23 protein-coding genes are annotated in these 17,242 nt (G+C 64.3%); 9 read left to right on the forward strand and 14 right to left on the reverse strand.

Annotated features, from left to right (window positions below; genetic code table 11):
• Positions 1-27: 27 nt before the first annotated feature.
• The 3 genes from GRI48_RS08350 to GRI48_RS08360 form a co-directional block, all read right to left on the reverse strand.
• A complete protein-coding gene (locus tag GRI48_RS08350) occupies positions 28-762 on the reverse strand; it encodes a LytR/AlgR family response regulator transcription factor (protein WP_160673952.1) in 735 nt (244 codons plus the stop codon).
• The gene (locus GRI48_RS08355; protein WP_160673955.1) at positions 755-1,975 is read right to left on the reverse strand and encodes a sensor histidine kinase; all 1,221 of its coding nucleotides are present in this window, start codon (positions 1,973-1,975) and stop codon (positions 755-757) included. The genes GRI48_RS08350 and GRI48_RS08355 overlap by 8 nt, the downstream gene beginning before the upstream one ends.
• A 75-nt stretch (positions 1,976-2,050) precedes the next feature.
• On the reverse strand, positions 2,051-3,577 hold the full coding sequence (locus tag GRI48_RS08360) for a fumarate hydratase (RefSeq protein ID WP_160673958.1): 1,527 nt from the start codon (positions 3,575-3,577) through the stop codon (positions 2,051-2,053).
• A gap of 153 nt (positions 3,578-3,730) precedes the next feature.
• Here GRI48_RS08360 and GRI48_RS08365 point away from each other — a divergent pair, with 153 nt between their 5' ends.
• The 4 genes from GRI48_RS08365 to GRI48_RS08380 are packed head-to-tail and all read left to right on the forward strand — an operon-like array spanning position 3,731 to position 6,751.
• A complete protein-coding gene (locus GRI48_RS08365) occupies positions 3,731-4,330 on the forward strand; it encodes a protein-L-isoaspartate O-methyltransferase family protein (protein ID WP_160673961.1) in 600 nt (199 codons plus the stop codon).
• Entirely contained in the window at positions 4,318-5,814 is a 1,497-nt protein-coding gene (locus GRI48_RS08370) for a TolC family outer membrane protein (RefSeq protein WP_237451771.1), read from the forward strand. The genes GRI48_RS08365 and GRI48_RS08370 overlap by 13 nt, the downstream gene beginning before the upstream one ends.
• Before the next feature lie 32 nt (positions 5,815-5,846).
• The gene (locus tag GRI48_RS08375; protein ID WP_160673964.1) at positions 5,847-6,368 is read left to right on the forward strand and encodes a DUF2497 domain-containing protein; all 522 of its coding nucleotides are present in this window, start codon (positions 5,847-5,849) and stop codon (positions 6,366-6,368) included.
• Positions 6,365-6,751: a (2Fe-2S) ferredoxin domain-containing protein gene (locus tag GRI48_RS08380; RefSeq protein ID WP_160673967.1), complete on the forward strand. Its 387-nt coding sequence runs from the start codon at positions 6,365-6,367 to the stop codon at positions 6,749-6,751. The genes GRI48_RS08375 and GRI48_RS08380 overlap by 4 nt, the downstream gene beginning before the upstream one ends.
• On the opposite strand, the gene GRI48_RS08385 is transcribed toward GRI48_RS08380, so the two are convergent.
• Complete coding sequence (locus GRI48_RS08385) at positions 6,748-7,041, reverse strand: hypothetical protein (protein WP_160673970.1); 294 nt, start codon at positions 7,039-7,041, stop codon at positions 6,748-6,750. The genes GRI48_RS08380 and GRI48_RS08385 overlap by 4 nt on opposite strands.
• Before the next feature lie 84 nt (positions 7,042-7,125).
• On the opposite strand from GRI48_RS08385, the gene GRI48_RS08390 reads away from it, so the two are divergent.
• Genes GRI48_RS08390 through xth form a run of 3 tightly spaced genes read left to right on the forward strand, consistent with a single transcriptional unit; the run spans position 7,126 to position 8,769 of the window.
• The gene (locus tag GRI48_RS08390; protein WP_237451773.1) at positions 7,126-7,584 is read left to right on the forward strand and encodes a CBS domain-containing protein; all 459 of its coding nucleotides are present in this window, start codon (positions 7,126-7,128) and stop codon (positions 7,582-7,584) included.
• A gap of 31 nt (positions 7,585-7,615) precedes the next feature.
• Positions 7,616-7,945 (forward strand): iron-sulfur cluster insertion protein ErpA, encoded by a 330-nt coding sequence (gene erpA / locus GRI48_RS08395; protein ID WP_160673973.1) that lies wholly within the window; start codon positions 7,616-7,618, stop codon positions 7,943-7,945.
• Positions 7,946-7,983: 38 nt separating this feature from the next.
• Positions 7,984-8,769, forward strand: a complete 786-nt coding sequence (gene xth, locus GRI48_RS08400; protein ID WP_160673976.1) for an exodeoxyribonuclease III — start codon at positions 7,984-7,986, stop codon at positions 8,767-8,769.
• 41 nt (positions 8,770-8,810) lie between these two features.
• Here the strand turns inward: xth and GRI48_RS08405 are convergent, their stop codons facing one another.
• The 10 genes from GRI48_RS08405 to GRI48_RS08450 all read right to left on the reverse strand — a co-directional run bounded on the left by GRI48_RS08405 (position 8,811) and on the right by GRI48_RS08450 (position 15,330).
• Positions 8,811-9,488: a cell wall hydrolase gene (locus GRI48_RS08405; RefSeq protein ID WP_160673979.1), complete on the reverse strand. Its 678-nt coding sequence runs from the start codon at positions 9,486-9,488 to the stop codon at positions 8,811-8,813.
• A gap of 200 nt (positions 9,489-9,688) precedes the next feature.
• Positions 9,689-10,024, reverse strand: a complete 336-nt coding sequence (locus GRI48_RS08410) for a DUF1491 family protein (protein WP_160673982.1) — start codon at positions 10,022-10,024, stop codon at positions 9,689-9,691.
• A gap of 10 nt (positions 10,025-10,034) precedes the next feature.
• Positions 10,035-10,538 (reverse strand): PaaI family thioesterase, encoded by a 504-nt coding sequence (locus tag GRI48_RS08415; RefSeq protein ID WP_160673985.1) that lies wholly within the window; start codon positions 10,536-10,538, stop codon positions 10,035-10,037.
• Positions 10,513-10,974, reverse strand: a complete 462-nt coding sequence (locus GRI48_RS08420; protein WP_160673988.1) for a PTS sugar transporter subunit IIA — start codon at positions 10,972-10,974, stop codon at positions 10,513-10,515. Before GRI48_RS08420 ends, GRI48_RS08415 begins: the two co-directional genes overlap by 26 nt.
• A gap of 120 nt (positions 10,975-11,094) precedes the next feature.
• Positions 11,095-11,667, reverse strand: coding sequence for a ribosome hibernation-promoting factor, HPF/YfiA family (hpf, locus tag GRI48_RS08425; RefSeq protein ID WP_160673991.1), 573 nt, complete (start codon positions 11,665-11,667; stop codon positions 11,095-11,097).
• Positions 11,668-11,705: 38 nt separating this feature from the next.
• A complete protein-coding gene (gene dnaQ, locus GRI48_RS08430; RefSeq protein WP_160673994.1) occupies positions 11,706-12,395 on the reverse strand; it encodes a DNA polymerase III subunit epsilon in 690 nt (229 codons plus the stop codon).
• Positions 12,396-12,450: 55 nt separating this feature from the next.
• Positions 12,451-13,050 carry a dephospho-CoA kinase gene (gene coaE, locus GRI48_RS08435; protein ID WP_160673997.1) on the reverse strand — a complete coding sequence of 200 codons (600 nt, stop codon included), beginning with the start codon at positions 13,048-13,050 and terminating at the stop codon, positions 12,451-12,453.
• Positions 13,047-13,907 carry a shikimate dehydrogenase family protein gene (locus tag GRI48_RS08440; RefSeq protein WP_160674000.1) on the reverse strand — a complete coding sequence of 287 codons (861 nt, stop codon included), beginning with the start codon at positions 13,905-13,907 and terminating at the stop codon, positions 13,047-13,049. Before GRI48_RS08440 ends, coaE begins: the two co-directional genes overlap by 4 nt.
• The gene (locus GRI48_RS08445) at positions 13,904-14,491 is read right to left on the reverse strand and encodes a Maf family protein (protein ID WP_160674003.1); all 588 of its coding nucleotides are present in this window, start codon (positions 14,489-14,491) and stop codon (positions 13,904-13,906) included. The genes GRI48_RS08440 and GRI48_RS08445 overlap by 4 nt, the downstream gene beginning before the upstream one ends.
• Positions 14,488-15,330 carry a pyruvate, water dikinase regulatory protein gene (locus tag GRI48_RS08450; protein ID WP_160674006.1) on the reverse strand — a complete coding sequence of 281 codons (843 nt, stop codon included), beginning with the start codon at positions 15,328-15,330 and terminating at the stop codon, positions 14,488-14,490. Before GRI48_RS08450 ends, GRI48_RS08445 begins: the two co-directional genes overlap by 4 nt.
• Before the next feature lie 331 nt (positions 15,331-15,661).
• Between GRI48_RS08450 and hemE the strand changes: the two genes are divergently transcribed.
• Positions 15,662-16,687 (forward strand): uroporphyrinogen decarboxylase, encoded by a 1,026-nt coding sequence (gene hemE, locus GRI48_RS08455; RefSeq protein ID WP_160674009.1) that lies wholly within the window; start codon positions 15,662-15,664, stop codon positions 16,685-16,687.
• Between the two features lie 58 nt (positions 16,688-16,745).
• A complete protein-coding gene (locus GRI48_RS08460; RefSeq protein WP_160674012.1) occupies positions 16,746-17,198 on the forward strand; it encodes a CopD family protein in 453 nt (150 codons plus the stop codon).
• Positions 17,199-17,242 lie beyond the last annotated feature (44 nt).

Below are 17,242 nucleotides of genomic sequence, written 5' to 3' on the forward strand. Positions count from 1 at the left end.
GCAGGCAAAAGAAGCGGCCGGGTGGCGTCAGCGGCCGGCCATCGCCTTGACCTTCGGCAGATAGGTCCGCCCGATCCGCAGTTCCTCGTCATTGTCGAGCTCGACCATCCATACCCCGAGGCCATCGTGCCGCAGACCGCGGATCGCATCGCGCCTCAGGATGGTCGAACGGTGGATCCTGATGAACTTGGCCGGGTCGAGTTTCTCTTCCAGCCCGGCGATGGTTTGCAGCAGCAAATAGCTGCGATCCGCCACGTGCAGCCGCACGTAATCGCGTTCGGCGTCGATCCGGGAAACCTGTTCGGTTTCTATCCTGAGAAGTTCGGACTTGTGGGGAATCCACAGTTCCTCGAGCCATTCGCTCTCGCGGCGCACCCGGGTACCGCGACGGCCCTCGGCGCGTTCGATGGCCCTGGCCAAGCGCTTCCCGTTGACCGGCTTGAGCACGTAATCGACCGCATCGAGGTCGAATGCCTCGACGGCGTAGGAATCATGGGCGGTCACGAAGACGACCGCCGGGCTCGACGGGCGGCTGCTGAGTTTCTTGGCGACGGCCAGGCCATCCATTTCCGGCATCGTCATGTCGAGCAGGACGAGGTCCGGGTCGAGCGCATCGATAAGCCGCAGGGCACCCGCGCCGTCGTTGGCCGTCCCGACGACCGTGACCCCTTCGATCTTGGCGCATACGACCTGCAGGCGTTCGACCGCCAGCGGCTCGTCGTCGACGATCAGGGTGCGCAGAACTTCCTCACGATCAACCATGCGAAGCCTTCATCAGGGGAATGCGGATGTGGGTGGCATAACCGCTGCCGGTCGGCCCCGACGCAATCGAGGCATCGCGTCCGAAGCGCGCTTCTATCCGCTGCCGGACATTGCTGAGGCCGATGCCGTGACCGGACGGCTGCGCATCCGCGCCCGCCGGCCCGTCGTCCTCCACGCTCAGCACGACACGGCCGTATTCCTCGCGCGCCGAGATGGCGATCGTGACGGGGCGAGTGCTTTGCGCCACGGCATACTTGACCGAGTTTTCGACCAGCGGCTGAAGAATCATCCCCGGCACCAAAACGGCGGCAAGGTCGTCCGGCAGGCTGATCGCGACCCGCAGCCTGTCCGGGAAGCGGAATGCCTCGATATCCAGGTAATGCCGCTGCAGGGCGAATTCCTCGTCCAGCGTCACGTCCGCCGTCGGCTCGCTGGTGAGGCTCTGGCGATAGAAATTGGCAATCGAATCGACCATCGCTTCCGCCCGCTCGTTCTTGCCCGTGAGGATCAGCGCCGAGAGCGAATTGAGCGTGTTGAACAGGAAATGCGGATTGACCTGGTAACGCAGCGAGCGAAGTTCGGCCTCTCGTGCGGCCTGCCGGAAGGTCGCGCTCTTGCGCTCGGCTTCGCGAGCTTTCGCCCCGGCCAGCAGCGCGAGATACAGGGCGCCCCAGGACAGCAGGAGAAAATACCGCCCGAGAGCCACGTCGGAGACATAGCGCCAGTATTCCAGCGTATCGGGGCTGTCGATCTTCTGGAGATCCTCGCGAGTCTTACGTTCCAGCTCGCGTAGACGGCTGGTCTCGTCGTCCGAAACCGTCTCGTCCAGCATGTCGCCGGCATCGGAGCCGCTGAACGTCTTGTCGATCTCCGCCTCGATGAAGCGCTTGTTGATCGGCGCGAAGGCCTGGACGTTGAAATGCGCGGTCAGCAGGGCGCCCGGCATGGAAACGATCAGGATGGCGGCAACCTTCTGCCACAGGGGGCTGGCCCACATCGCGCGCAGGACCAGCCACAGTCCCAGAGTGACCACTATGCCGAAGCCGGTAACGGCCAGCCGGATGAGAAGGATTTCCGATGTTAGGTCGAGCCCGGTCAGCAGGCCGCGCAGGGTCGCGAGCAGGAAGTAGGTAGCCCACAGACCGACCATCGAACCGAAAACGATCCGGAAGCCGACGCCATCGCGTTCGCTGGTTTCGTCGGAAACGATCATCAGGTCCTTCTAGCCGCTCCGGCGCCCCGTCGGCCATCCCCGCGGTCGAGGCGAATCACCCGTTGGTCGAGCCGGTCAGGCGTCCTGCAGAAGCCCTTCATCGGCAATCCGCCGCTTCCATTCGGCGGGCGCGAGCGTGTGGACGTTGTTGCCCGCGCTGTCGACCGCAACCGTAACCGGCATGTCCTTCACCGTGAATTCGTAGATCGCCTCCATGCCGAGATCCTCGAAGCCGACGACTTTCGCTTCCTTGATCGCGCGACTGACGAGGTAGGCCGCCCCGCCTACCGCCATCAGGTAAGCGACCTTGTGCCTGGCGATGACGTCGACCGCACCCTGCCCGCGCTCGGCCTTGCCGATCATCGCGAGCAGACCCTGTTCGAGCATCATGTCGGTGAACTTGTCCATCCGCGTTGCGGTGGTGGGGCCGGCCGGGCCGACGACCTCGCCGACCACCGGATCGACCGGGCCGACATAGTAGATTGCGCGGCCGCGGAAATCGACGGGCAGCTGCTCGCCCTTGGCCAGCATGTCCTGGATGCGCTTGTGCGCGGCATCCCGCCCGGTGAGCATCGAGCCAGAGAGCAGCAGGCGATCGCCCGCCTTCCAGCCCTGCACCACCTCGGGGGTCAGGCTGTCGAGATCGACGCGCTTGGCGCTCGCATCGGGCGCCCAGTGGACCTTGGGCCAGGCATCCAGGTCGGGTTGCGGCAGGTAGGTCGGCCCCGAACCGTCGAGCGTGAAATGCGCATGCCGGGTCGCCGCGCAATTGGGGATCATCGCGATCGGCTTGTTCGCGGCATGGCACGGCGCATCCATGATCTTGACGTCAAGCACGGTCGAAAGGCCGCCCAGCCCCTGCGCGCCGACGCCGGTCGCGTTGACCGCATCGAAGATGTCGATCCGCAGCTGTTCGAGATCGGTTTTCGCACCGCGCGCCTTGAGCTGGCCCATGTCGATCGGATCCATCAGCGACTGCTTGGCGAGCTTTACGCAATGTTCCGCCGTACCACCGATGCCGATGCCCAGCATTCCGGGCGGACACCAGCCTGCGCCCATCTGCGGGATCATCTCAAGCACCCAGTCGACGATGTTGTCCGACGGGTTCATCATCTTGAATTTCGACTTGGCCTCGCTGCCACCGCCCTTCGCCGCGACGTCGATCGAGACCGTGTTGCCCGGGACCATCTCGACCGAAAGCACGCACGGGGTGTTGTCGCGGGTATTGCGGCGGGTGAAGGCAGGGTCGGCAAGAACCGAGGCGCGCAGCTTGTTCTCGGGGTGCGCATACGCCTTGCGGACACCGTCATCGATGACGTCCTGCAGGCTGCGATTCGAACCGAGGCGACAATCCTGCCCCCACTTTACGAAGACGTTGACGATGCCCGTGTCCTGGCAGATCGGCCGATGCCCCTCCGCGCACATCCGGCTGTTGGTCAGAATCTGCGCGATCGCGTCCTTGGCAGCGGGGCCCTGCTCCGCTTCGTAGGCCTCGCCCAGCGCGGTGATGTAGTCCATCGGGTGATAGTACGAGATATACTGCAGAGCATCCGCGACGCTCTCGATCAGGTTCTCTTCCGCGATTGTCACCATCTCGTTCATCGCCGGTTCGCTCCTTCGTTTTACGATGCGCCCATAGAACCCCAGGTCGCTGATCGTAAAGCGCTTGGCGCAGCGCCCGATAATCCCTAGATAGCGCGCGCTCCGGATTGACGGGCTGTATTATTCCCGTAAAACAGCGTATCAGGATTCCCAATGACCTCTACCGCCACCCAGATCGATTTCGCAGCCGCACGCCGTGCGATGGTGGACAGCCAGCTGCGCACGTCAGGGGTTAACGAAGATTACGTTCTGGCTCGCATGGGCACCGTCCCGCGCGAGGATTTCGTGCCTGCGACCGCTCGCGGCACCGCCTACATGGATCGCGCCATCCCTCTGGGCGAAGGCAAGTTCCTCAGCGCGCCGCTGGTTCATGCCCGCATGCTCGTCGAGGCAGAGCCGCGCGCGTCCGACCGGGTGTTGCTGGTCGATGGTGGCAGCGGTTATCTGCCCGAACTCATCCGCCCGTTGGTCGGCAAGCTCGACGTGATCTCGCCCGACGAGGCGACCGGCAGCTCGCGCAAGCGCGCCACCTACTCGCTGCTGCTGGTCGACGGCGCGATCGAGGATTTCCCCGAAGCGCTGGTCAAGCGCGTCGAACAGGGTGGCCGCGTGGTCACCGGCATCGTCAAGAAGGGCGTGACACGCCTCGCGGTCGGCCGCCGTGTCGGCGCGCGCGTGTCGCTCCTCCCGCTCGCGGAGATCGGCATCGCCCTGCTGCCCGAATTTGCGAAGCCGAAGGAATGGAGTTTCTGAACATGCCCAAGGGGGGGCTTCGGACCGGATTGCTGCTCGGCGCCGCAATGGGCCTTGCAACCATGGCCGCACCGGCAAACGCAGACACGCTGCGCGAGGCACTGGCGCAGGCCTACGTCAGCAACCCCTCGCTGGAAGCAGCGCGCGCACAACAGCGGGCCGTCGACGAGGGCGTTCCGATCGAGCGTTCGGCAGGTCTTCCCGATGTCGCGGCGACCGGCAGCTATACCGAGTTTCTCGAGGGCGCCTCGCAATTCGGACCCGACCGCCTGTTCACCGGAGGGCTGGACCTCGGCGTGCCGCTCTATTCCGGGGGTGCGGTCAAGAACTCGATCCGCGCCGCCAAACAGCGCGTGACTGCCGGGCAAGCGGACTTGCGCGCGACCGAGAGCGCCATCTTTACACGTGTCGTCGCCGCCTACATGGACGTGCTGCGCAACCAGGCAATCGTCGGCCTGTCGACGAACCAGGTCGATGTCCTCGGCGTCAATCTGCAGGCGACCAGCGACCGGTTCGAGATCGGCGACCTCACCCGCACTGACGTGGCTCAATCGCAGGCACGACTGGCCGTCGCGCAAGGCGATCTCGAAGGTGCGCGGGCCAATCTCATCAGCGCGCGCGAGACCTATATCCAGCTGGTCGGAGAAGCGCCGACCAATCTCGAACCGCCGCCGCCGCTGCCGGGCCTGCCGGAAAGCGCCGAACAGGCCGTCCAGATCGCGCTCGAGAACAATCCCGACCTGATCGCCGCGGAAGAGCGCGCGGAAGCTGCCGGCTACGACATCCGGGTGGCTGGCTCGGGCAGACTGCCGCGCCTGTCGGCATTCGCCGGCTACGATTACCAGAACACGCTGAGCTCGCTGCGCAGCCAGGTGCCGGGCGGCAGCTTGCCGCAGAGCGACACTGCCGCGCAAGCCGGCCTGTCGCTGCGCATTCCGCTGTTCCAGGGCGGTCGCCCCGCTGCCCTCGAGCGGCAGGCCCAGGCGCGCGCATCAGCCGCGCTGGAGCAAGTGATCGCCGCCGAACGCGACGTGATCGCACAGGTCCGGGCCGCCTATTCGAGCTGGCTCGCCGCCAATGCCATCATCGAGAGTTCGCAGAGCGCCGTCGACGCCGCCGAGCTGAGCCTCGAAGGCGTCCGGGCGGAAAACTCGATCGGCAACCGCACGATTCTCGACGTGCTCAATGCCGAGCAGGAGCTTCTCTCGGCCCGCGTCCAACTGGTGACGGCGCGCCGCAACGCCTATGTTTCCGGCTTCAGCCTGCTCGCGGCGATGGGCCGCGCCGAAGCGCGCGATCTCAACCTCGACACCGGCGGGCCGCTTTACGATCCGCAGCTCAATTACGAACGGGTGCAGGGCAAGTTCTTCGACTGGAGCCGCGATCCCGATCCCGAACCGCAGGCGACGCGCACGATCGATATCGCCGCACCGGATGCATCGATCGTGCAAGTTGATGCAATCGAAGCCGATCCCGGCTTATAGTCGCCGCTCGCGATTCGATTCGGGGAGCATCAATGCGGCAACAGGGTGAAGCGTCGGTCGAGGAAATCCTGGACTCGATCAAGAAGGTCATCGCACGCGACAATCGCGACGGCGCGATAGCCGAGCGGCGTCGCCGCGCGATCGAAGGCGTTCCCGAACCGGTCGACGAGGACGAGGCGGAAGAGGTCTTCGACCTGTCCGATGCCGAGCTGGTCGACGAAGCGCAGGGCGACCAACCGGACGACGGCTTCAATGACGATTTCGAAGCGGAAGAAGCTGCCGCAGCCGCTACTCCCGGACACGACCAGGCCGAATCGCCGCTGATCACCAGTCGCGTCCGCAGCTCCATGCAGGAAAATTTCGCCGCGCTCGCCATGCTCTCGGAACCGAGCGCGCGTCCGCGGATCGTCCGCTCGGGCGAAACTTCGCTCGAAGGCCTCGTGCGCGAGATGCTCCGCCCCATGCTCGCCGAATGGATCGATGCGAACCTGCCGGGCATGGTCGAGAAGATGGTCAAGGACGAGATCGCCCGGATTGCCCGCAAGCGCGGATGAGCGTTTCCCCCAAGGAGATTCGCAAGGCGCAGGCCGCGCTCGCCAAGATCGGTGGTGGCTCGCTCGACCGGCACATCTTCTTGTGCGGTATCTCGGAAAAGCAGAAGTGCTGCCGCCGTGCCGAAGGCGAGGAAGCCTGGAAATACTTGAAGAAGCGGCTCAAGCAGCTGGGGCTGGTCGGGCCCAGGCGCGAAGCAGGAGGTGGAATCGGGCGAACCAAGGCAGACTGCCTGCAGGTGTGCGAAGCAGGTCCGATCGCGCTCGTGCAGCCCGATGCGGTCTGGTATCATTCATGCTCGCCCGAAGTGCTCGAACGGATCATCCAGGAGCATCTGATCGGCGGCGTCCCGGTTGAAGAATACCGCCTCACCCCGCAGGACTAGAAGCGATCGCGATCCCGTTCGCTATCGGTCACGCTGGCATCGTGACCCGTGCCGCTCGAAAGGAAGACCAGCCCCATCAGCGCGCTCATCAGCAGCATGGCGAAGCCGATGCCGAGGCCGGTGGCCAGGTAGAAGTGCCAAGATACCGGCCCGACGTAGAGGTAGAGGCCCACCAATGCGACAAGCACGACGAGGAGCGTGACCGCCACCATGAAGCGCATCAGGCGCTTGTAGCGTCGCCACGCGAAACTTGCGTTTTCTGGCTCGTCGAGAGGCGAAGGTGCGGCCATGGCGAAGCTCATGCGGCAGGGTGCCTGCGCTGGCAAATGCTTTCCCACGCGCGCGATTCGCATTCTGGCCCGAAAAATGGCATTATGGCGGGAAAGGGAAAGGGTGGAACCATGCAGATCGCGCATATTCTGGTGCATCGATCGCCGGGCGAGGTGATCACGATCGATGCGGAAGCGAGCGTCGCCGATGCAGTCAAGCTGCTCGCCGAAAAGAGGATCGGGGCCATGCCGGTGCTCGCCAACGGCTCGCTCGCCGGCATTTTCTCGGAACGCGACCTGCTTTACCGACTGGCACACGAGGGTTCGGCGTGCCTCGGTTCAAAGGTGGGCGACGTGATGACATCGCCCGCCATCACCGTCGAGAAAAGCGCGCGCGCGGACGAGGCGCTCGGCCTGATGACCCGCCGCCGGATCCGGCACCTCCCGGTGACCGAAAACGGCGCCATGTGCGGGTTCGTTTCGATCGGCGACCTGGTCAAATCCCGGATCGTCGAGGTCGAACACGAAGCCGAAGCGCTCAAGGAATACATCGCCCACGGTTGAGCATGGGTGACGCGCTCCCTACATCGCACTCATGACCCATCCACTCATCCTGACGCCGGCAGCCGCCCAGCGCGTGGCCGCAATCGCCAGCAAGCAGGCGAAGCCCGCGATCCTGCGCCTGTCCGTCGAAGGTGGGGGATGCTCCGGCTTCCAGTACAAGTTCGACCTGGCAGAAGCTGCGGACGCGGACGATACCGTCAGCGAAACCGAAGGCGTCCAGCTCGTGGTGGACCCGGTCAGCCTGGACCTCGTCGGCGGGAGCACTGTGGATTTCGTCGAATCGCTGGGGGGCGCGGCCTTCAAGGTCGAGAATCCCAACGCGGCAGCAGGGTGCGGGTGCGGATCGAGCTTCGGGATTTAGATTAGACCCGCCGGGCCACTTCGGGCATCACGCAGGCCATGCGTATCGCCAGCTTTAACATCAACGGAATCAAGGCGCGCTTGCCGCGTCTCATCGAATGGCTCGAGGAAACCCGGCCCAAGGTCGCCTGCCTGCAGGAAATCAAGACCATGGACGACGGCTTCCCGGCCGATGCCTTCGAGAAGATCGGCTACAAGGCGATCTGGCACGGCCAGAAGAGCTTCAATGGCGTGGCGATCCTGGCCGACGGGATCGAGCCGGTCGAAACCAGGCGCGGTCTCGGCATCAACGGGCCGAACGAGGGCGAAGGCGAGCAGGCCCGGTATCTCGAAGCCGATATCGACGGCGTGCGGGTCGGCTGTATCTACCTGCCCAACGGCAACCCCCATCCCGGACCGAAGTTCGACTACAAGCTGGCATGGATGAAGCGCCTGCGCGAACGGGCGACCGAACTATGGGCGCTGGAAATCCCCTGTGCGCTGGTCGGCGACTATAATGTCATTCCCGAAGACAAGGATGTCTGGTCACCCAAGGCGATGGCGGGCGACGCACTGATGCAGCCCGAATCGCGCGACGCCTATGCCCGGCTGCTCGCGGACGGCTGGACGGATGCAATCGATACGCTCAATCCGCGTGGCGGCGTCTGGACCTACTGGGATTACCAGGCCGGCGCATGGCAACGCGACCATGGCTTTCGTATCGATCACCTGCTGCTGAGCCCCGAACTGGCCGATGCCATGACCGCGGCCGGAGTCGACAAGGAATATCGCGGCCGCGAAAAAGCGAGCGACCACACCCCGGTATGGGTGGAGATCGCTCGCTAGAGTTCGCAGGTTTCGGGACCATCTTGGGTCCCATGAAACCTTTATCGGTAGAAGATGTGACTATCGATCGTCGCGCGGGCGATCTTCTTGTTGGCCCAGCCCGGGCGCACGTATTTCGCATGGAAATACAGCGAATCGGCGGCCTTGCTGTCCCACATGCCTTCATGCGCGATCCTGGCGATGGCACGGGCCTTGCGCCAGGCGTTCGATGACGTCCGGATCTGAGGCATCGCCCCGTTCTTCACGAAGGAGAACTGCGACCGCTGATAGACGACGCTGCAATAGCTGGCGGGAAACTGCCGCGATTCGGCGCGATTGATGATGACCTGTGCGACGGCGAGCTGCCCGTCGAGCGGCTCCCCGCGCGATTCGAAATAAACCGCACCGGCAAGGCACTGCATCTCTTCGGAAAGCTGCTCGGACACTTCGGTATGCGCGACCAGTTCGTGCAGGCTCGAGGCCACGCGCACCGACGGCCGATCCTCAGCCGTATCGTCTTGCGGAAGGGGCTGGACCACGGGTTGTGAAACGGTGACCGGTTCTTCGGCTGCCGCGCTCGCCGGGACGATTTCGTCCGTCAGCGCGATTTCGGCAGATTGTGCTGGCGTTGCCGAATCGGCAGCCTGTGCATTGGCGCCGGAACCATCGACGCTCGAGAAGATTACGAAAATACCTGCAGCGATTGCTGCAAGACTTGCTTTGGCAGTTTTACGACTCATGATCCCGATGATCTGAGCGGTGAACGGACCTGTCGCAGGCTGGAACCAGTTGCGCGTTGTTTGCGTCGAAAAATGTAGGTTCTTGCTGGCCTGCCGGCCATTCCCCGTCTGCGTGCTAGCCAGTCGACCCCAATGCCGCCGTGCCGCCTACGCTCTTACGAAGTGGGCGGGCAAATAACGGGTGAAATCCTTAAGTCAACTCAATGCTGCAGTGCAGCGATGAAGCGTTCTCCATCTGGGACATCCAGTTCGACGATCCATAAATCCGGATCCTGAACGCCCCTCCGCACCAGATATTCGGAGAAATCTTCTTTATTTTCAGATGTTTCTTCACGCGTACAGGTAAAGCTGCGCGAACCGTCGAGTTGCGGCATCCTCTCGTGCAACCGCGCATTCCCGCCGCGCTCCATGGTTAACACCGCGAGGGTACCGGCCTCCCGATGCCCACGCGAAATCACAGTCGCGAATCCTCCAGCCGCCTCTACCGCGCGGATCAAGCCACTCACTTCCAGGTGCGTCGGGAGGCGAGCTTCCACCTGTCAGGACTCAGCCGGGCCGGTAGCCGGGAAGGCCCGACAGGGCGATCCGCGAACGCATGAACGTGCCGGTACCACGCCCGATCTCGTCGCCCTCGGCATCGACCAGCCGCGATTCCGCGACGAAAACCCGCCGTCGGCCGCTGATCCACTTGCCTTCGGCCACCACCGCGCCTTCGCGGACGGGCTTGGTGAAATGCAGGTTGAACGAGGTGGTCAGCAGGAAACGGTCGGTCGCCAGCGTGTTGGCCGCGTAAAAGGCCGCGTCGTCGAGCATCTTGAAATAGATCGTCCCGTGCGCCGCGCCGGCTGCGTGAAAGACCTCGCTCGTCACCTCGAACCTGATCCGCGCCAGGCCCTCGCCGGTGATTTCCAGTGTCGACTGGAAGAGCTGGTTGATCGGCGCTTGGCGATACAGGTTTTCCAGCGCGCGGTGATGCTGGTCGGCGCCGGAAGGACCCGCTTCCCGATCAGGCCCCGTTTCCCCTTCAGGCAGCGTCACGATCGATCGCATTCGTCAGCATGGCATAGAGCGCATCGTCGTCGGCTGCGTCCATCAGGGCCGCGTGCCGCTCGTCGTCGCGAACCATGCGCGAGATCGCGGCCAGGGCATGGAGATGGGTCGCACCCGAATTGGCGGGCGACAGCAGACCAATCACCATGTCGACCGGCATGGCGTCCGCCGCCCGGAAGTCGACCGGCGAAGTCAGCCGAAGGACCGCAGCGACCGGCCGGTTGATGCCGTCTATCCGGGCATGCGGCAAAGCGACCCCACGCCCGAAGCCGGTCGATCCGAGCTGCTCGCGCTCCTCCAGTGCATCGAGAACGAGCGCCGGATCGAGCGCGTAGCTGCGCGCGAACAGGCCGGAAAGCGCGTGCAGGATCCCGTCCTTGTCCTTCGCCGCGATCGTGTCGATCGCTGCGGGCACGAGATTGAACTTGGCATTCATGGCTATCGGTCTGTGTCCGGTCAGTCGCAGGACGGGCGATGGCAAGGGCGAGGCCGAACGCCACGCCTGCTCAGATTCCCGTCGGTTTGAAACGCGCCCCGCGAACCGCATCGCCGAGCGCTATCTTGGTTCGACCCAGCCGATCGAACCATCGCGGCGGCGATAGACCATATTATGGCTGCCCGTACCAGCATTTTTGAAAAGCAGTGCGTTCGTGTCGCGCAGGTCGAGCATCATCACCGCGTCCGCCACGCTCGCCTCCGGGATGTCTGCGGTCGTCTCGGCGATGATCGGCGGCGCATCGCTGGTCTCGATCTCGTCGTCCGAATCATCCTCGATCGGGGCGAAGATGGTATAGGCAGCCTCCTCCTCGCGCAGGGCATAGGATTGCTGCTGATGCCGGTCCTGAATTCGCCGCTTGTAGCGCCGCAACTGCTTCTCGGTCTTGCCGCAAGCCTGGTCGAACGCCTGGTGTACGTCGTGCGCGGTGCCGTGCGCCTTCACGATCATGGAGTGCATCACATGGGTGACGATGTCGCAGCTGTAGGCGCCGCCGGGTTCCTTCCCGAAAGTGACATGCGAGGAAATCGCGTTGGCGAAAAACTTCTCGACCGATGACGTGAGGCGCTCGGTCACGTGCTCCTGCAGAGCGGCGCCGGTTTCGATCTGGTGCCCGGATACGCGAATTTCCATCGTCTTGTTCACTCCAGTGTGTTCTGCGACCCCTGCCTTCAGGTCTGCCAGATCGGCTTCTCGATCCGCGACAGGAATTCGGCGTGCCGTGCCAGTTCCACCGCACTCGGCGCGTGCGGCCGTGGCTCGCGGCGGGGGCGATCCGAGCGCACGATCTGCACTGTGGTGGTAATCCGGCTCGCGGTCACGGCCTCTGCAGCGAGTTCGAGGCCGATCTGCCGCCCGCCGTTCAATTCAAGATAGACCTGCGCGAGCAATTCCGCGTCCAGCAGCGCCCCGTGCTTCACCCGGTGGCTGCGATCGATGCCGTAGCGGGTACACAATGCGTCGAGCGACAACTTCGCGCCCGGATGCCGCTTGCGCGCGATCGCTACCGTGTCGACCATGCGGGTCAGGCAGACCGCCGCCATGCCGCAATTCTCGAGCTCGAAATTGAGGAAGCCGAAGTCGAACGAGGCATTGTGCGCGACCAGCCGCGAATCCTCGATGAAGTCGAGCAGCTCATGCGCCTTCTCCACGAAGCGCGGCTTGTCGGAGAGGAAAGCCGCGGAAAGGCCATGCACAGCCTCGGCGCCTGCGGGCATGTCGCGATCGGGGTTGAAATAGGCGTGGTAGGTGCGCCCGGTCGGCATCCGGTCGATCAGTTCGACGCAGCCGATTTCGACCATCCGGTCCCCCGTCTTGGGATCGAGGCCGGTGGTTTCGGTATCGAACACGATTTCACGCATTCTGGAGACTATCGGACCGAAAGCGCCCGCTGGCAAGGGGCGAGCTGAGCGTTTTTCAATGCCGCGTTTCGCGCAGGCTGGCGACCAGCTCGCGTACAGCTGCGCGCGTTTTCTCGAGCGTCGTGCCCGTATCGATGACGTGGTCGGCGCGCGCGCGCTTTTCGGCATCGGGCACCTGCAATTCCAGGATATGCGCGAATTTCTCGGGCGTCATGCCGGGGCGGGCAAGCACGCGGCGGCGCTGGACGTCGGCGGGCGCGGAGACCACGATGACCCGGTCGACTGCCTCTTGGCCGCCTTTCTCGAAGAGAAGCGGAATATCGAACACGACGATCGGCGCGCCGGCATGTTCGATCATGAACGCCTCGCGCTTGCGGGCGACGGCGGGATGCACGATGGCCTCAAGCGCGGCGAGCGCATGGGGATCCCCGAAAACCTGTGCGCCGAGCTCCTCGCGCCGGACGCCCTCAGGGCCCGTCGAGCCTGGGAAACGCGCTTCGATCGCTTCGTTGAGCGCGCCGCCGGGCCCCTGCATTACGCGCACTTCGTGATCGGCATCGAAGACAGGAACACCTTCTTCCAGAAACATCTCTGCCACGGTCGACTTGCCCATGCCGATGGATCCGGTGAGGCCGAGGATCACGGGGCGGGTCATGCCGTTAGCCTTTCGCGCAACTGGGCATCTCCATCATCGCGCGGCGCCGGTTGACCGAAGAAGCGCTCGAATGCGACAGCCGCTTGGCCGATCAGCATCGAGAGCCCGTCGATGGTCCTGAAACCGGCTGCCTCGGCATTCTCCAGGAATTCGGTACGAACCGGATCGGTTACTACATCATATGCAATCGAATCAGGGGGCGCATGGCTCCAGTCGAAGACAAGCGGCGGCTGGCCCCGCATGCCCAGCGGACTGGCGTTCACGACCAGATCGCAACAGCCCTCGCGATCGTCGAAGGCGAAGTCGGTGGGATCTGCGAAAAGCGCCAAGTCTACTGCATGATGCTCGCCATCGGGCGCGAGTTCGTCGAGCAGCGCCCGCGCCTTGTCGGGATTGCGGCCGGCAACGACGAGCGTGAACCCCTCCCCCGCCAGCGCCGCGATGATCGCACGCGCCGCTCCGCCCGTCCCCAGGATGCGCGCCATGCGAAAGTAGTGAGTGCGTTTCAGATCGTGCTGCAAGGCCTCGAGGAAGCCGGGCGCATCGGTGTTGGTCCCGGTCAGGCCGCCCTTCCCGTCCGGCGTGATCGTATTGACTGCACCAATCGCGGAGGCAATCGGATCGGTTGTATCGAGCAGCGGCAAGACCGCCTGTTTGTGCGGCATGGTGACGTTGCACCCGCGCCAGTCCGGGTCGGCGCGCCGCGCCGCCAGGTAATCCGCGAGTCCGTCGGCGGTGACGTGGCATGCACGGTATTCGGCATTGATCCCGAGCTTGTCGAGCCAGCAGCCGTGAATCGCCGGGGACTTCGACTGGGCGATCGGATCGCCGATCACTTCTGCATAGACGCGCGTCATGCCTCGAGCACTCCGCGGCCCCGCAAGGCCGACAGCACCTGCAGCAGCGGCATTCCGAGCACTGTGAACTGGTCGCCGATGATCCGGTCGAACAATTGCACTCCCCTGCCCTCGATCCGGAACACGCCGACACAGTGGGAGACTTCGGGCCATTCGGCATCGAGATAACGCCCGATGAAATCCTCGCTCAGTTCGCGCACATCGAGCCGTGCCTCCGCATGGCCGACCCAGTCGACCTTGCCGCCGCGGGCCAGTGCGGCCGCGCTGTGCAGGTGCATCGGTTTGCCGGAAAAGAAGCGCAGGTGGTCCGCCGCCTGCTCGCGGCTGTCCGGCTTGTCGAACCGGCGGCCACCGCACACGACCAGCGAGTCGCTGCCGAGCACCCAGTCGCCGGCGCGCTGTCCGGAAATCATTGCAGCCTTGGCCGCAGCAAGCGCCTGCGCGATTTCGGACGCATCGGCATCCTCCATCGCCGTTTCGAGCGCACGTTCGTCGATCTCGGCGGGCTGGCTCTCGTAAGCGATGCCCGCCGCATTTAGCATCGCCCGGCGCGAGGCGCTTTTAGAAGCGAGGACCAGGCTCATACCGGACCCTGGTGCACCAGCGGCGCATCCTCGCCCTTGCGCTGGCCGAGCAGCCGGATCGCTGCAGCAGCCGTTTCCTCGATCGACCGGCGGGTCACGTCGATCACCGGCCAGCCGTTGTCGGCGAACATCCGCCGGGCGTATTTCAGCTCGGCCTGGACGCGGTCGTCCTGGACGTAACTGGTGTCGGTATCCTCGTGCAGGCTGAGCAGCCGGTTGCGGCGGATCTGGACCAGCCGGTCGGCCGCTGTGGTCAGTCCGATGACCAGCGGCTTTCTCAAGCGGAACAGCACGTCCGGTGGCGGGCTCTCGACCACGATCGGGATATTCGCGGTCTTGTATCCGCGATTGGCGAGATAGATGCTGGTCGGCGTCTTCGAGGTACGGGACACGCCGGCAAGGACGATATCGGCCTCTTCCCAGTCTTCCCAGCCGACCCCGTCGTCGTGGGCGATCGTGTACTGGATCGCTTCAACTCGCTCGAAATAGGCCTCGTCCATTGCGTGCTGCCGCCCCGGCCGCCCGTGCGCTTCCTGTCCCAGCTGCGATTCGAGCGCCTCGGTCACGGCATCGAGCGCCGGCACGGCGGGCAGCCCCAGCGCGCGGCATTGCTCCTCCAGCCGCTTGCGCGTGTCCTCGTTCACCAGCGTGAACAGCACGAGGCCGGGATTTTGCCCGATCTCGGGGATAATCCGGTCGAGATGCTGGCGCGAGCGGACCATCGGCCAGAAATGGCGGGTCACGTCGGCATCGTCGAACTGGGCGAGCGCCGCCTTGGCGATCATCTCCAGCGTCTCGCCGGTGGAATCGGACAGGAGGTGGAGGTTGAGGCGGGTCATGGAGTTCTGTTCGGCCGGGTCGGGGAGGGTGTGGACAAGCACCGGCATAAACCACGGGACAGGGCGGCGGACAAGTTCGGCACGCGATTCCACCCCCATTGCGAGTCCTGCTCAGGGCAAACCGTCGACAGGCTGGGCCTTCCATGCACAGCCTGTTGGTAACGAGGAGAACTTCGGCTTGACCATGGATGGCTCGCGAGTCCCGTCATGCGCCAAGCGGGTTGAGGGACGGGCAAATCGGGCATAGAGCGCTTTTGCCCGCTTTCCACAGGGCCAACAGACTCCATCATACCTTATATAAATATATATTATTTGGATTGGACACGACGCGATGCCCGGCCTTCTCCTCGATACACTGCGCGGAAAGCGGGACGACAAGGTGCCCATGTGGCTCATGCGCCAGGCAGGCCGCTACCTGCCCGAATATCGCGCCTTGCGGGCCGAGAAGGGCGGTTTTCTCGATCTCGTCTACGACAGCGAGGCCGCGGCCGAGGTCACGGTGCAGCCGCTGAGGCGCTTCGGTTTCGATGGAGCGATCCTGTTTTCCGATATCCTGATCGTTCCCCATGCCATGGGGCAGCACCTGGAATTTCTCGCGGGCGAGGGTCCCAAGCTCTCGCCTCCGCTGACCGAGGCACGGCTCGACCAGTTCACGTCGCATCCTGAACGCTTCGAGGCCGTTTACGAGACCGTGCGCCGCTGCCGTGCGCTGATCGATCCGGCGGTGACGATGCTCGGTTTCGCGGGATCGCCGTGGACCGTCGCGACCTACATGGTCGCCGGCGAGGGCAGCCGCGACCAGCATGCGACGCGCGCACTCGCCTACACCGATCCGGCACGGTTCCAGTCGATCATCGATGCCATCGCGGCTTCCACCATCGGCTACCTGCGCGGCCAGATCGATGCAGGCGCCGAGGCCGTGCAATTGTTCGACAGCTGGTCGGGCAGCCTCGCTCCCGACGAATTCGAGCGCTGGGTGATCGCGCCCAATGCGGCGATCGTCGCTGCGCTGGGGGAATCGCACCCCGATACGCCGGTAATCGGATTTCCCAAGGGTGCGGGCGAGAAACTGCCTGCCTATGCGCGCGAGACGGGCGTCGGCGCGGTCGGCGTGGACGAGACGATCGATCCACTATGGGCGATGCGCGAATTGCCTGCAGGCATGCCGGTGCAGGGCAATCTCGATCCCCTGCTTCTGCTGGCCGGTGGCGACCGAATGCTCGAGCGGGTGCGGCTCATCCTGCGCAGCTTTGCAGGCCGCCCGCATGTCTTCAATCTGGGACACGGAATCGGCCAGTTCACGCCGATCCCGCATGTCGAGGCTCTGGTCGCAGAGGTGCGCGGCTGGCAGGGCTGACGCACGGATTTGGACGCTGGCCCTTTCATCGGCTAGCTGACCGTCCTATCTACCATTCATGCTCGAGGTGCTCGGCTTGCTTTATCCCTGGCTCAAGGTCGGACATCTCGTGTTCGTCATCTTCTGGATGGCCGGCCTGTTCATGCTGCCACGTTTCTTCGTCTACCACCAGGAAGCGCCGGCGGGGTCCGACGAACGGGCCCGCTGGGTCGAGCGTGAAGCACGTCTTCGCAGGATAATCCTCAATCCGGCCATCGTGCTGGTTTGGGTCTTCGGCCTGCTGCTGGCATGGACGACACAGGCGTGGAGCGCGCCGTGGTTTCATCTGAAGCTGCTGCTGGTGGTGCTTCTGTCGGGTTACCATGGCTACATGAGCGCCTATTCCAAGAAGCTGGCGCGCGGCGAGGAAGCGCTGTCCGGCAAGGCCTTGCGGCTGCTGAACGAAGTGCCAGGTATCGCCGCGATCCTGATCGTGACCACGGTGATCGTGGGGCGGCTCTACCTTTCCTGAACGTGGCCCGGGCATCCCGGAAATAGCCAATTGCCGAATTGACG

It is taken from the genome of Qipengyuania oceanensis (assembly GCF_009827535.1).
GTDB classification, from domain to species: domain Bacteria; phylum Pseudomonadota; class Alphaproteobacteria; order Sphingomonadales; family Sphingomonadaceae; genus Qipengyuania_C; species Qipengyuania_C oceanensis.